The organism is Micromonospora sp. PLK6-60 (assembly GCF_019890675.1).
Lineage (GTDB): Bacteria > Actinomycetota > Actinomycetes > Mycobacteriales > Micromonosporaceae > Micromonospora.
In genome coordinates this window covers 675911-689793 of the sequence record NZ_JAIOAA010000002.1, presented here as the reverse complement: position 1 = coordinate 689793, position 13883 = coordinate 675911, and the positions used below count along the sequence as shown (strand labels likewise).

The window sequence follows — 13883 nt, the reverse complement described above, 5'->3', positions numbered from 1 at the left end:
GGGGGTCGGTGGCCGCTCAGCCGACGTCCGCGACCGTCGTCGCGTCGGGCAGCGGGGTCAGGAACGGCAGGTGGAGCGGGTGGTCCGGCCGGGTCGCGGCGAGCGCGGCGAGCACCCCGGCGGTGCCGGTGGCCAGGTCCATGGACAGGCGCAGGAGCTGGTCGCCGGGGAAGGCGGTCCGGTCCCGGTACGGCAGGGCGTGCCAGCCGAGCAGCCGGGCCTGCTGCCGGGCCGCGTCCCGGTCGCCGTGCTCGGCGAGGTACGCGACGATTCCGGCGCGGCCGGCGAAGAGGCCGGACTGCGCGTAGAACGGGGAGTCCGCGCCGCGGCGGATCGCGGTCGCCTCGTCGCGCAGCTCGTCGTCGGGGCGGTGCCGCAGGTACTGGTCGAGCACCAGCCCGATGCCCACGCTGCCCTCGGCCAGGTAGGGCATGGTCCGCCAGCCCTCGTTGACCTCCAGGTGCCCGGCGTCGCGGCGTACGCAGCGGCGCAGGTCCTGCCGCAGCGCGGTGCGGGCGTGGTCGAGCAGCGCGGGCTCGCCGTGCAGCTCGTACATCCGCAGCAGCATCAGCGCCACGCCGGCCCCGCCCCGGGTCAGCCCGGCGTACGGGTGCTGACCGCCGCTGATCTCGGCGACCGACTCGACGTCGCCGAGCCGGCCGACCACCACGTCGACAACCTGCCGGGCGGCGTCGGCGTAGCGCCGCTCGCCGGTGCGCGCGGCGAAGTGCGCCAGGTTCAGCGCGATGCCGGGCAGTCCGCCGGTCAGGTCGTCGCGCAACTCGGTCCAGGGCTGGTCGAGGCAGAGGTCGAGCAGGCGCAGCGCCTCGTCCCGGTGGCCGAGCAGGTCCAGCACGTACGCGATGCCGTGCAGCCCGTCGTAGAGGCCGAGGCGGCTGCCGGAGGCGGGGTGGCGGACCCGGTCGATCAGCCACCGCTCGTGCGCGGGGTCGGTGCCGGCGCCGCTGACGTGCAGCGCCCAGAGCACCCCGGCCGCCCCGTACGCCAGGTTGAGCCCGCCGTCCGCGCCGGCGAACTGGCGGATGTCGCCGGGGAAGAGTCGGTCGTCGCGCTCCGGGGTGGCGCTCGCGGTGATCGCCGCGGCGAGCCGGTCGCGTAGGCCGGGCCAGTCGTCCGGGTCGACCGTGACGGCCCGCCGGAGGTCCGCCGGCCGCTCACCCACGATCACCTCGACCGCCTCGTCCAGCAGCTCGCGCGGAATGGGGAAGTTCTCTGCTACCACGTCGGCCAGGTGCGCCGCCTTGGCGGGCGCGAGCCGCAGCATCGCGGTCAACGGCAGGAACAGGGCCAGCCGCAGGCAGGCCAGGGCGTACCTGTCGACGTCGGCGCCGGTGCGGTCGCGCGGTGCGGCGAACGCCTGGTTGCGCAGCGCGGGCCGGGTCGCCTGGGTGACGTCAGCGGCCACCTCGAAGTCGATAAGGGTCACCTCGCCGTCGGCGCCGACCATGATGTTGAACATGTGCAGGTCGCCGTAGACGACACCGTGCGCGTGGATGGCGGCGACGGCCTCGGCGACCTGGCGGTGCACGTCGAGGGCCCAGCGGGTGTAGTCGGCCCGGTCCGCGTCCGCGTGGACCAGCGGGTAGCGCTCCACCACCAGTTGGTTGAGCGGGCGGCCCTCGACGAAGACGAGGGCCAGGAACTCGTGCCCGCCGAAGCTGAACTCGTCGTGCACCCGCACCAGGTGCGGCACGTCGGCCAGCCGCCGGAGCATCTCCGCCTCGCGGCGCAGCCGAGTCACCGCGTCGGCGCCGGTGGCGTCCAGCCCGGCGTACGGGCGGGCCTCCTTGAGCACCACCCGCTGGTCGGTGCGGGTGTCGCGGGCCTCGTACAGGCCGCCGCCGTTGGAGAAGTGGATGACCTTCTCGATCCGGTAGGGCAGGTCGGTCGTGGTCGCCGCGTTGCGGGCGGCCAGGTGCGGGGCGAGGAAGTCGGGCAGCGTCACCCACTCCGGCACGTGGAACACCGGGTCCCGCCGGTCGGGCACCAGGACGCCGTCCGCGTCCTCGATCGCCGGCACGGTCTGCCCGTCGGCGGAGACGCAGTAGCGGGCGGCGAAACCGCCGTAGCGCAGGTAGACCGGGCCGTCGCCGTAGCGCAGGTCGCTGAGGATGTACGGCCCCTGCTCGCCGTCGAGGAGGCCGGCGAGTTCCTTGGCCGTCAGCTCCAGCTCGGCGTCGTCGCGCGGGTAGACGGTGACGAACTTGCCGCTGGCGCCGCGCCGGGCGTACTTGCTGTTGCGCATGAGCAGCAGGCGCGGCCCGCGCAGGTGCTTGAACGGGATGCCGCGGGGCCGGCAGTAGTCGACCACCCGGGCGAGGACGCGCTCGGCGTTGTCCAGGCGAGCGGAGATGTGGATCTTCCAGCCCTGGGCGGGGAGGGAACCGTCCACCGGGCCGTGGATCATCCAGTCGTCCTTGGCCTCGCACTCCCAGCCCTGCGGGACGGGGCCGGTCGAGTAGCCGCCGGTCTCGGCCGTGGTGCTGGCCAGGGAGTCGTAGAAGAGCGGATCGACCGCGCAGTACGAGTCGTACCGTTCGTCCATGTCGGTTGCCTCCACCGGCTGATCGGTTGACGTCAATCCTGCGGATGGTGGAGGCGCAAGCCCAGTGCGACAAGTCACGACGAACCAGTGAGTTTCACACCCGAAAGTCGTGACAACAGCGGAGTTTGAACTCGCGAATGCCGATTGACCAGTCCCAGCACGGCCCCGCTTCCGTCGATCATGGACTTGTGGCGCCAGGGTTTGCGGCTTGCGCGCCTTATGCGAGGGGCCACAACTCCATGATCGACGCACCCTCGCTCAGTCGATCCCGAGAGCACGCGCCAGGGGCGCGATCAGCGCGGCGGCGTCCGCGTGGCGGGCGACTTGGGCGACCAGGTTGCCCGCCGCCGGCCGGTGCCGGATCTCGGCCGGCGCGAGGCGGTCTGCCCGGACCAGCACCTTCGCCGCGCTCTCGGCGTCACCCACCATGAGGTACGCCCGCGCGGCGTCCACCAGATGCGCCGCGCGGTGTTCGAGCGGCAGCCACCGCCACCCCTCCCCCTGGATCGCCTTCTCGTGCCCGGTGACCGCCGCCGCACCGTCGCCCAGATCCACGGCGGCGACGACCCGCGCCACATTTACGGCCGCCGGCCCGAACGCGGTCCGGTGGTGGTCGTGCCCGTCGCCCACCCGGGCGGCCATCTCCCCCGCCTCGTACAGCAACTCGCCGGCCGCACGCGCGTTGCCCGCCCGGGCCGCGGTCAGCGCGGCCTGCGCCAGCAACGTGCCGCACAGCGACAGCTCCCCCGGCGTACCCGAATCGGGGTCGCGCGGACCGATCCGGTACGCGGCGGCCAGCAACACCGACCGCGCCCGCGCCGACGCCCGCAACACCGGGCCGAGTTGCACCGCCGCGCAGGCCAGCAGCGTCCGGTCCCCGGTCGCTGCGGTCATCGCCCGGTCGGCGGCCAACCACGCGAGACTCGCCTCGTCCAGCTTGGTCAGCAGCGCCGCCGTCACCCGGTACGCGTCCACCACCGCCGCGCGGTCGAGGGTGCGATCCCGCGTCTGGGTGTGTTGGACGTCGGTCAGCAACGCCGGGAGTTGCTCGACCAACTGCGGATAGCGGGCGTACCGGTAGGTGCTCCAGGCGTGCCCCACGGCCTGACCCAACCGATCGGGCGGGAGATCGCGGCCGGGCGTCAACCCGTACGTGGACAGCGCCGCCCGGATGCGCGCGACGCCCTCGGTGCGCTCGGCTGCCCCGGCCGGCCGGGCGTCGGGGCCGAGCAGGGTGGCCGCGTCGACCCGCAGCACCGCCGCGACCTCGCGGATCGTCGACACCCGCTCCAGGGGCCGCACGCCCCGCTCGACCTTGTCCACCCAGCTCTTCGACTTGCCGAGGCGGTCGGCGCACGACTGCTGCGACAGCTTGCGGCGCACGCGCAGGTAGGCGACGCGCCGGCCGATCGGGACTCCTTCACCGGTCACGACGCCACCGCCGATCCGGCACCGCCCGGGTGGTGTCCTCGACCGGTGTTCGCTCCGCCTCGGCCTGCGCGATGATCCGTTGCCGGGCAGCTTCCTGCTCTGCCCGCTCCGCCTGCTCGCCTCGACTCTCGCCCTGACCACGGCCCATCGGTGATCCCTCTCGATGCAGGACACGGCGAAGAGCCCCGCCTCCGTCGCGCCGGATTGGAGGCGCGGGTCCGGCGAGAATGCCGCCGCGCCTGTGATCGGGACGCTACGGAAAGTGCACAGATCGCCTGGAACGCTTACGCACCACTACTGCGTCGTGAGGCTCATTCGTTCGCACAGCCCTCGCAGCTCGGCCGAAGTCGCTCCCCGGCGCAGCAACGCACGGGCCGTCTCCCGAGCCGAGACGGACGACCGGGCGTGCTGCGGGCCGACCCGCTCCGCGGCGAGCAGCATCCGCACCGCCTCCCGATCCCGCCCGACCGCCTCGGCGGCGCGTCCCAAGTCGAGCCAGAAATACACCTGTCGCACCGCCGGCAAACCGGCCAGGTCCACACCCGCAGCCACCGCCATGGCATCCTCGGGCAGGCCCGTGTCGAGCAGGAATGCCATCCGCCACATCGCCACGTTCCGTGGTCCCCAGGCGAGATCCCAACTGTCCGTCTCCCCGGTGTGCGCGGCGATCCGCGCCGCCTCGGCGAGATGGCCCTCGGCGGCGGCACGGTCACGCAGGCCGGCGAGGTGATGCGCCCGGGCGAGGTGCAGGAATCCCAGCACGTCCAACGCGCCACCCGCCGGGCTGGCCGCGAGGTCGGCCGCCGCCGCGTCACACCACGCACGCGCCGGCCGGTACGCCCCCGAAAAGGCGGACACCCGCGCCCGATTGGCCGTCGCGACGCCGACCGCGACCGGATCGTCGAACAGGCCGGCCGCCTCGACACAACGCTCCGCTGCCAGCCAGGCGTGAGCCGGATAGCTGACGCTCAGCAGGGAGCCCATCGCCACGCCGTACACCGGCACCATTTCCGCCAACGCCGCACGCCGGTCGGTCAACCCATGCATCGCGGGGACCAGGTCGACGAGCCGCCGCAGCGCGCCCGCGTAGTCACACCGTCCGTAGAGGCCACGCACGAGCGTCGCCTCGCGACGCACCTGCTCGACCATAGCCGGCGCGGCGGAACGCCCGCTCATCGGCGTGTCCATCATGGTGCGCCACAACCGCTCCGCGTCGACGCGGGCGGCATCGAGCTGTCGATCGGCCGGCGTGTACGCCTGCCCGGTCAGATCCACCACCGAGCATTCGAGTGCGGCGGCCAGGTCCACGACCATGTACCGGTCGGTGCGCTGCTGGCCACGTTCGATGCGCGACCAGGACGTGTGGGAGATGCCGGCACGGCTGGCGGCGTAGCGGACGCTCCATCCGCGCAGCTCTCGGCGGGCACGGATGCGGTCACCGATCGACGGATCGTCGGGGATCGGGCGGCGAGGCATCAGCAGCTCCCAGACGACGCGACAACCCTGCCAATCACATTCCGACAGGATGGCACAACGGACGGTACACCGGCGACAGGCGCGGCGGCACATGAAGTATCGGTGGAGCCGCGAGCGTCGACCGGCCTGTGGGCCGGCCACCCGCGGCAGATAATCGCCTTGTGACAGAGGTTGACGGCCGGGCGGTCCCCGTAGCAGCGGTCTCGTGGCGGAGTGTGTGGGCCGAGCTGTACCCGGAGGACGGCGCAGACGCGCATGACGACCACGCAGCCGAGATGCATCGGCTGCGCGGATTGATCGTGGCGCAGGCAGCCGAGACGGAGACCGTGCTCGGGCGGATCCTCGCTCGCCTCGACCCGGGGCAGAACGTCGCCCGTCCGGCCGGGCAGCTCCTCCTGTCCGTACGACAGCGACTCGATGAACGGCGGCATTCCCAGTGGTCCACCGGCCTGGACCTGATCTACCACGCGATCAGGCGCCGGAACGAGGCCGTGCACCGCCCCGTCGACGTCGGGTACGCAGCGCATGACGGCGATGACACGCTGGTCTGCGACGAGGAGTTCGACAAGCAGCTTCTACGCCGGGCTCTTGCCACACAGCAACGCTCGACGTACGAGGCGGTGCGGCTGCTGCGGTCTCTCGACCGGTGATGCTTTCAGGACCTTTCACAGGGGCTCGGATGGATGACCTCGGTGCACAACTGAGGCAGGCTCGGATTGCGGCAGGGGTGCCCCTCGCCTCCATAGCGACCCGGACCTGTTACTCGGCCTCGCACCTCAGCAACGGCTTCACCGACGCGCTCGCCGGCCACCGCGACCACCTACGGCAAGACGACGAAGGATCCCACCGACGCGGTCGGCTGGTACGACACGGGCCGCGTCGCCGCCGACCGCTCCGACGACCTCGCCGTCCGGGTCTGGGTACGCCCGGCTCGGCCTCGTGCGCCCCCGGTGAGCAGGCCCAGACCGACGCGGACCGGCTCCGGCCGGCCTCGCTGACGCGCTTCGCCACCCACATCGAGCTGCACCGCGCCCTGATGATGGCCAAGTCAGGCGACCAGACCGGCGGGCTCGCCTACGCCCGGCGCGCGTGGGCAGCGCTACCGGCAGACCGCCGCTCACAGACCCTCGGCCTGGTTCTCCGTGAAGTCGAGAAGGCTGCTCGACGCCACCACTGAACCCGGGTCTCGATGGTTGCCCCTGACCGGCGACGGACCGCAGGCAGGTGTGAGAAGGGGCCCCTTCTATACCGGAGGCGTTAAGAAGGGGCCCCTCCTTTCATCAGTTGCGGGTGATGGTGAAGGTGGTTGTCGTGTTCTTGATGTCCTGGTAGTTGTCGGTCAGCCGCAGGTTGGTGAAGGTGGCCGAGCCGACCGCCGGCCCCTGCCCCGCCTCGGGCATCTCGTTGACCCAGATGCCGAAGCCGGACTTGGCGTCGAACGCGTCACCGCTGCGCCGCGCCCCGGAGATCGACACGTTGGTGAGCACCGTGTCGGTGATCGGGTTCTCCGGCTGGCCGCCGGTGTACTTGGTCTGGAACATGACCCCCGAGTACGTCGGGTCGACGATGTCCACGTCGCTGACCCGGATGCCGCGGAACTCCTTGGACGCGGAGAACAACCAGATCGCGGGGAAGGTCTGCGCGCCCCAGAAGTGCCCGCCCGAGCGGATCAGCGAGATGTTCTCGAAGCGGGTGGGCGGGCTGGCGCCGAACCCGACGAACGGGTAGCCGAAGTCCAGCGAGCTGATGGTGATGCCCGAGTAGGTCAGCTGGTCGGCGATGTAGAGGTTGCGGAAGATGTTGTCGTAGCCGCCGTACACGGCGATGCCGGCCGCCCGCCAGGTAAGCGTGGCGGTCAGGTTCTCGAAGACGTTCCCGTGGTTGCCGCCCGCGCCACCGGAGTCAGTGGCGGAGAAGAGCGCGAACGCGTCGTCGCCGTTGGAGCGGCCCTCCGAGTTGGTGACCAGGCTGTTGGTGCTGCCGTTTGTCATGTTCACCGCGTCGGCGAAGGTGTTGCGGAACCGGCTGTCCCGGATGGTCAGCCGGTCGACGCTCACCCCCCAGTACGCGCAGACGGTGTGCTCGACCCAGACGCTGTCCAGGGTCAGGTTGTCGACGTCCTTCAGCTCACCCCAGACCTTGCCCGGCCCGTCGATCCGGTTGGTGTAGTTGCCGAAGAAAGCCAGGTGCGCGAAGGTCGAGCCGCTGGCCGAGGACTCCACCCGGAACCCGGCGTCGGTGTTCTGCTGGTTGGCCGGCGTCTGGAAGCGGGTGTACCACATGCCGGCGCCGACCACCCGTACCGCCTTGCCGTACACCTGGAACTTCTGCGCGGTCTGGTACGTGCCGGCGGGCAGGTAGACGCCGATCAGGGTGCCGGTGGTATCCATCCGGACCGCGTCCAGCGCGTTCTGCACGTCCTGGTGGCTGAACCCGGCCGGCACCTGGTAGCGGGCCGGGTCCGGGTTGGCCCGCGCCGACACCAGCTCGGTGTTGACGAAGTCGATCGCGTACGTGGTGGTGTTCGCCGGGTCCTTCTGGAGCCGGATCCGGCTGCCCGCCGGGACGGTGGAGTTGAGCAGGACGTTCGCCTCGTCGTAGAGGTGCCGGGGCGGGCCGGCGCCGGGCGAGTCGCTCGGGGCGGCCTCGGCGCCGTAGAGCCAGCTGTGCTTCGAGGTGAGGCTGATCGGCTTGTGCAGCACCCCGTTGACATAGATGTTGAGCGTCGAGTCGATCCCGCCGCCGCCGGCCGAGTCCGGGATGGAGAAGCGGGTGACCAGGGCGTTCGCCGCCGACTTGGTGGTCCACTCGACGTACGCGCCGGTGGTGTTCAGGGTGACCGCGCGGCGGCCGGACGCTTCCCCGGCGAGGTCGCCGATGGTGCGGTTGGGCCCGATCACCTGCGCGCCGCCGCCGACCGCGCCGTCCTCGGCCTCGTACATGTCGTAGCCCAGGTTGGCCCCGCGGCCGACGAACAGCGCCCGCTCGCTTGTGTTGTTCTGCCGCTTCACCGGCAGCTCGTTGGCGTCGTCGGCGAGCACCACCCGCACCGTGTACCGGCCGTTGGCGGCGGTCCAGGTGCCGAGCGCGACCGGGCCGGCGGTCGCCCCGGCGGCGATCGCGCCGCTGTACGAGCCGGTGAGGGTGCGGACCACCGCGCCGGAGTCGTTGAGCACGGTGAGCGTGATGCCGTGCGCGCCGCTCGCCGAGGCGATCGTGCCCTGGTTGCGCAGGGTCACCGCGAAGCTGACCGTGGCGCCGGCGGTCGGCGTCGCCGGCGACCAGGTCACCGCCGAGGCCACCAGGTCGGCGCTGGCCACCGGGCTGACCGTCAGCGCGGTCGGGCTGGTGTAGGAGTTGTTCGCCTCGTTCTGTTCGAGCACCGCGTTCGACTCGTCGACCTTGGCGGTGAGCTGGTAGCTGCCGGCGTCGCGCGCACCGATGTTCGCCGATACGGTGCTCGACGCGCCGGCCGCGAGCGCGCCGACGGCGGCGGTGCCCACCTTCGTCGTACCCAGGTAGAAGGTGACGTCGGTGGCGGCGGACCCGGCGGTGCCGGCGTTGCGCACGGTGGACGACAGGGTGACCGCGTCGGTCTCCACCGGCGCGGCGGGCGCGGCGGTGAGGCCGGTGACGGTGAGGTCCGGGTTGGGGGCCGGCACGCCGATCACCTGGAACTCGGCGACCTGGCCGTTGGACGAGCCGGAGTTCGCGGTGAACTGCAACCGGACGTCCGCGGCGGTTGCCGTGACCGGGATGGTCACCGTGTTGCTGCTGGTCGGGTTGAACGAGTACGTCGCCGAGCCGACCAGGCTGGTGAACCCGGACGCGGACTGCTCCCGGCCGAGCACCTGGAAGGTCTGGGTACGCGCACCCCAGGCCGGGTCCGGGTTGAGCTTCACCACGACGGCGCTGATGCTGGCGTTGGCGCCAAGCGCGACGGTCAGCGTGCTCGGGTACGCCCCGGGCGCGCCCTCCCAGTAGGTGGTGACGTCGTTGTCGACCGCGTTGGCCGCGGTGAACACGTGCACCACGGACGAGGCGGTGGCCGGCTTGCCGACCGCCAGGTTGGTGCCGCCGGTCGGGCTGCCGGCGCGGGTGACCGTGTTGCTGTTCGCCGACACGTTCCCGGCGGCGTCCCGGGCCCGCACGTAGTAGGCGACGGTGGTCCCGGCCGGCTGGGTGTCGGTGTACGTCAGCGTGCTGCCGCCGACGCTGGTGCGCAGCACGCCGTTGGCGTAGACGTCGTAGCCGGTCACGCCCACGTTGTCGGTGGACGCGGTCCAGGTCAGCCGGATCTGCCCGCTGGCCGGCTCGGTGAAGGCGAGGTTGCCCGGGGCGCTGGGGGCCTGGGTGTCGCCGCTCGCCGGGCCGTAGATCTCCAGCTCGGCGAGCTGCCCGGCGGGCCAGGCGCTGTTTCCGGTGAAGAGCAGCCGCAGGTAGCGGGTCGAGGCGGTGGGCACGGTGACGGTCACCGTGTTGCCGCCGGCCGGGTCGAAGGCGTACGACGCCGACCCGACGAGCGTGCTGAACGTCGAGCCGGTGGTGCTGCCCTGCACGGTCAGCGTCTGGGTCCGCGCGCCCCAGCCGGTGGGCAGCCGGAGCACCAGCCGGTTGACGCTGGTGGCGGCGCCCAGGTCGGCCTGGATCCACTGCGGGAACGCGTTGTTGGGGCTCTCCCAGTAGCTGGCCGCGTTGCCGTCGTTGGCGTTGCCGGCCCCGTACACGTCGGCGTGGCCGCTCTCGGTCATCGTCTTGCCGGTTGCCAGGTTGGTCGACGAGCTGGCCGTGCCGTAGACCTCCAGTTCGGCGAGTTGGGCGGCGGCCCAGCCGGTGTTCGCGGTGACGACGACCCGCAGGTAGCGGGCGTCGGCGGCGGTGAAGCCGAGCGTCACGGTGTTGCCGGCGGCCGGGCTGAAGGACCGGGCGGCGGAGCCGACGATCGTGGTGAAGCCGCTGCCGTCGGCGCTGGCCTGCACGGACAGCGTCTGGCTGCGCGCCTCCCAGCCGGCCGGGAGCTTGAGCACCACCTGGTCGACGGAGCGGCTGGTGCCGAGGTCGACCTGGGCCCACTGGGGCAGCGCGCCGCTGCTCTCCCAGTAGCTGCCCTGGTTGCCGTCGGTCAGGTTGGCGGTGCCGAACGGGCCGTTGACGCTGCTGGCGGTGGCGGGCCGGCCGGCGGCGAGGTTCGGGCCGCCGGCGGCGAGGGCCGGTGGGGCCGGCGCCGCGGTGACGGCCAGGCCGATCGCGGCGAGCACCGCGACGATTCCGGTACGGAGTCTGGACATGGTGGACGGACACCTTCTTCCCGGGACGTGGAGAGGCGTGGCGGGGTGGGGTGTGGTGCGGCGGGGGCCCGGGTGGACCCCCGCCGCGCCGGTCAGGAGGCGTAGACCTCGAACTCGGAGAGCTGGCCGGCCGGCCAGCCGGTGTTGCCGGTGAAGGTCAGCCGCACGAAGCGGCGGTCACCGGCGGGCAGCGCGATCGACACGCTGTTGCCGCCCGCCGGGTCGAAGGTGTAGCCGGCCGCCGCCCTGAGCGTGGCGTACGACGAGCCGTCGGTGGAGCCGAGCACGGCCAGGGTCTGGGTCCGGGTCTGCCAGGCCGCCGAGGGTGGCAGTTTGAGCACCAGCCGGGCGACCGGCCGGGCGCTGCCCAGGTCGACGGTCACCGACTGGGGGAAGGCGTTGTTGGCGCTCTCCCAGTAGGTGTTCGGGTTGCCGTCGACGGTGTTGCCGGCGCCGTACACGTCGGCGTGGCTGGTCTCCGCCACCGGCCGGCCCGCCGCCAGGTTGCCCGTCGGCGGGGGCGGGGTGGTGGTGGGCGGTGGCGTGGTGGTGGGCGGTGGGGTGGTCGTGCCGCCGCCGTACACCTCCAGCTCGGAGAGCTGCGCCGCCGGCCAGCCGGTGTTGGCGGTGACGGTGACCCGGACGAACCGCCGATCGCCGGACGGGAGCGCGATCGACACGGTGTTGCCGGCGGTCGGGTCGAACACCCGGCCCGCCGACGCGGCGAGCGTCGAGAACGACGAGCCGTCGGTGGAGCCGAGCACGGACAGCGTCTGGGTGCGGCGTTCCCAGCCGGCCGGGAGCTTGAGCACCACCCGGTCGACGGCACGTACCGCACCCAGGTCGACGGTGAGCGACTGCGGGAAGGCGTTGTTGGCGCTCTCCCAGTAGCTGGCGGCGTTGCCGTCGACCGCGTTGCCGGCCGCGTACGTCTGGTTGACGCTGGTGGCGGTGGCCGGCCGGCCCAGGGCCAGGTTGCCGCCGCCCGGCGGCGGCGTGGTCGGCGGTGGCGTGGTGGGCGGGGTGGTGGTCGGCGGCGGGCTGGTGGGCGGCGGCGGGCTGGACGGGCCGTTGCCCCACTGCGGCTGCGGCCATGGCCCGCAGTACGGGGTGGCCGTGTACCAGCCGGAGTTGCCGGCGCCCTGGGTGATCTGGAAGCCGCTGCCGACGCAGTTGTGGATCGGGTTGGCCTGGGCGATGTTCGTGGCCCGCACGTTGGTGAAGCTGACCTGGCTGGGCGCCTGCACCTGGAGCGCGTACGTGCCCGCGCCGTCGATCCGGACGTTGCTGAACGAGATGCCGCTGGTCTGCCCCTCGATCCAGTGCAGCGCCGCGTACGAGCTGTCCAGGATGTCGGTGTCGGTGACGTTGATGCTCGCGCCCTGGATCGGCTCGTTGAGCGCGGAGAACCAGATCGCGCCCACCCCGAACTGCCAGTTGTAGTCGGAGTTGCCGTTGCGGATCAGCGTGTTGCGGGCGACCGTGATGGTGCCGGCGACCGCGGTCGACCCGTTGACGCCGGGATAGCGGTTCGCCACGTGGATGCCGCCGCCGTTGGTCACCGAGTCGGCGGTCACGTTGTCGGCGATGGTGATGTCGCGCCCGCCGTAGGTGACCAGGTGGTTCGCCAGGATCGTCACGCCGATGGTGTTGTGGGTGAAGGAGTTGCCGACGTTCGGCACGTTCTGCGCCCACATGGCCAGCGCGTCGTCGCCGGTGTTGCGGACGAACGTGTTGGTCACCGTGGAGTTGGTGACTCCCCAGTGGAAGTTCACCCCGTCGGCGGTCTGGTCGAGGATGCGGCTGTTGCGGATGGTGAAGTTGTCCATCGGGCCGTCCATCCACGCCCCGACCTTGGTGTGCTGGAGCCACAGGTTGTCGACCACCGAGTTCGACATCGCGCCGCCGAGGGCGTTGACCTGGTCCTCGTCGACCCGCTCCCGGATGTCGCCGATGATGGCGAAGTCCCGCAGTGTCACGTTGCGGCTGGGCCCGCCGGCCTCGTGCGGCCGGATCTCACCGGTGTAGCCGCCGCCGGGGACGTACTTGCCGTAGATGCCGGCGGCGCGCTTGCGGTCGGTGGGGTGCCGGCCGCCGAGCACCGAATACCACGGCCCGGCGCCGCGCAGCGTCACGCCGTCGACCACCACGTGGTCCCAGAGGGTGAACGTGCCGGCCGGGATCCAGACCGCCCTGCCCTGCGCCCTGCCGGCGTCCACCGCGGCCTGGAACCTCGCCGTCGAGTCGGTGCCGCCGGTCGGGTCCGCGCCGAAGTCGGTGACCACGTCCAGCGCGCCGGACGGCTTGGCGATCGGCGCGCCGACCAGCTCGAAGTCGGCCAGGTCGAGGGTGAAGGTGGGCGACTGGGCGGTGGAGGAGACCTGGAGGCGGATCTTCGTGCCGGCCGGGTAGGTGGCGCCGAACAGCGTCCGGGTCTCGTCGTAGAAGTGGTGCGGGTTGGTGTCGCCCGGGTTGTTGTTGAACGGGTAGCCGCCGTAGTACCAGCCGTACCGGGAGGTGACCGGGACCGCCTTGACCAGGGTGCCGTTGGCGCGCAGGTCGATGCTGGCGTCCCGGCCGGTGCCGGCGGCGTTGTCCGGCAGGCTGTAGCGGAAGGTGACCGCGTTCGCCGGTGCGGTGAGGGTGAACTCGACGTACTCGCCGACGGCGTCGAGGGTGACCGCCTCCCGGCCGGACGCCTCGGACGGCAGCGTGCCGTAGCGCCGGTCCGGGCCGATCTTCGTGCCGGTGTGCGCGGCCTGCTCCGCCTCCTGCTCCCGGAACGGAACGGTGGCGCCGCGACCGGCGATGTCGAACGGGGACAGCCCGGCGGCCCGGGCCGGGGTGGCGGTGGAGGTGAGCGCCACGACGGTCAGTGTCGAGGCGGCGAGCGCGGCGGCGGCCAGGGCCGCCAGCCCGGTGCGGTGGCGGTGCGCGGTGCGGTGCTCGGCCATGCGGGGTGTGCTCCCTTTTCGTCGGTGGCCAGGTCCCCCCGTGCGGCGGTGCTCCGGTCTCCTTCCTTCCCTCCCCAGGTGCGGCGCGGCGGCCGGACGGGCCGCCGGATGGCGCGGCGGCCGGGACGGGCCGCCGGGTGGGCGGTGGCGCCGGCGGGACGGGCCGCC

At 72.4% G+C, this 13883-nt stretch carries 7 protein-coding genes and 1 pseudogene; 2 read left to right on the top strand and 6 right to left on the bottom strand.

All coding sequences use genetic code 11. The features are described from left to right. Positions 1–16: 16 nt before the first annotated feature. The 4 genes from lanKC to K7640_RS06110 all read right to left on the bottom strand — a co-directional run bounded on the left by lanKC (position 17) and on the right by K7640_RS06110 (position 5440). Positions 17–2566, bottom strand: coding sequence for a class III lanthionine synthetase LanKC (lanKC, locus tag K7640_RS06120; protein ID WP_222953682.1), 2550 nt, complete (start codon positions 2564–2566; stop codon positions 17–19). A gap of 258 nt (positions 2567–2824) precedes the next feature. Next, positions 2825–3997: a helix-turn-helix domain-containing protein gene (locus K7640_RS06115; protein ID WP_308042468.1), complete on the bottom strand. Its 1173-nt coding sequence runs from the start codon at positions 3995–3997 to the stop codon at positions 2825–2827. After that, positions 3987–4145 (bottom strand): hypothetical protein, encoded by a 159-nt coding sequence (locus K7640_RS29975; protein WP_255608097.1) that lies wholly within the window; start codon positions 4143–4145, stop codon positions 3987–3989. Before K7640_RS29975 ends, K7640_RS06115 begins: the two co-directional genes overlap by 11 nt. 146 nt (positions 4146–4291) lie before the next feature. Then, entirely contained in the window at positions 4292–5440 is a 1149-nt protein-coding gene (locus tag K7640_RS06110; protein WP_308042474.1) for a helix-turn-helix transcriptional regulator, read from the bottom strand. Between the two features lie 248 nt (positions 5441–5688). On the opposite strand from K7640_RS06110, the gene K7640_RS06105 reads away from it, so the two are divergent. Continuing rightward, positions 5689–6123, top strand: a complete 435-nt coding sequence (locus K7640_RS06105; RefSeq protein WP_222953679.1) for a hypothetical protein — start codon at positions 5689–5691, stop codon at positions 6121–6123. Positions 6124–6152: 29 nt separating this feature from the next. Then, positions 6153–6650, top strand: a pseudogene (locus K7640_RS29970) (hypothetical protein). A gap of 103 nt (positions 6651–6753) precedes the next feature. Here the strand turns inward: K7640_RS29970 and K7640_RS06100 are convergent. Continuing rightward, entirely contained in the window at positions 6754–10761 is a 4008-nt protein-coding gene (locus tag K7640_RS06100) for a discoidin domain-containing protein (RefSeq protein WP_222953678.1), read from the bottom strand. Positions 10762–10853: 92 nt separating this feature from the next. After that, complete coding sequence (locus K7640_RS30535; protein ID WP_222953677.1) at positions 10854–13715, bottom strand: discoidin domain-containing protein; 2862 nt, start codon at positions 13713–13715, stop codon at positions 10854–10856. Positions 13716–13883 lie beyond the last annotated feature (168 nt).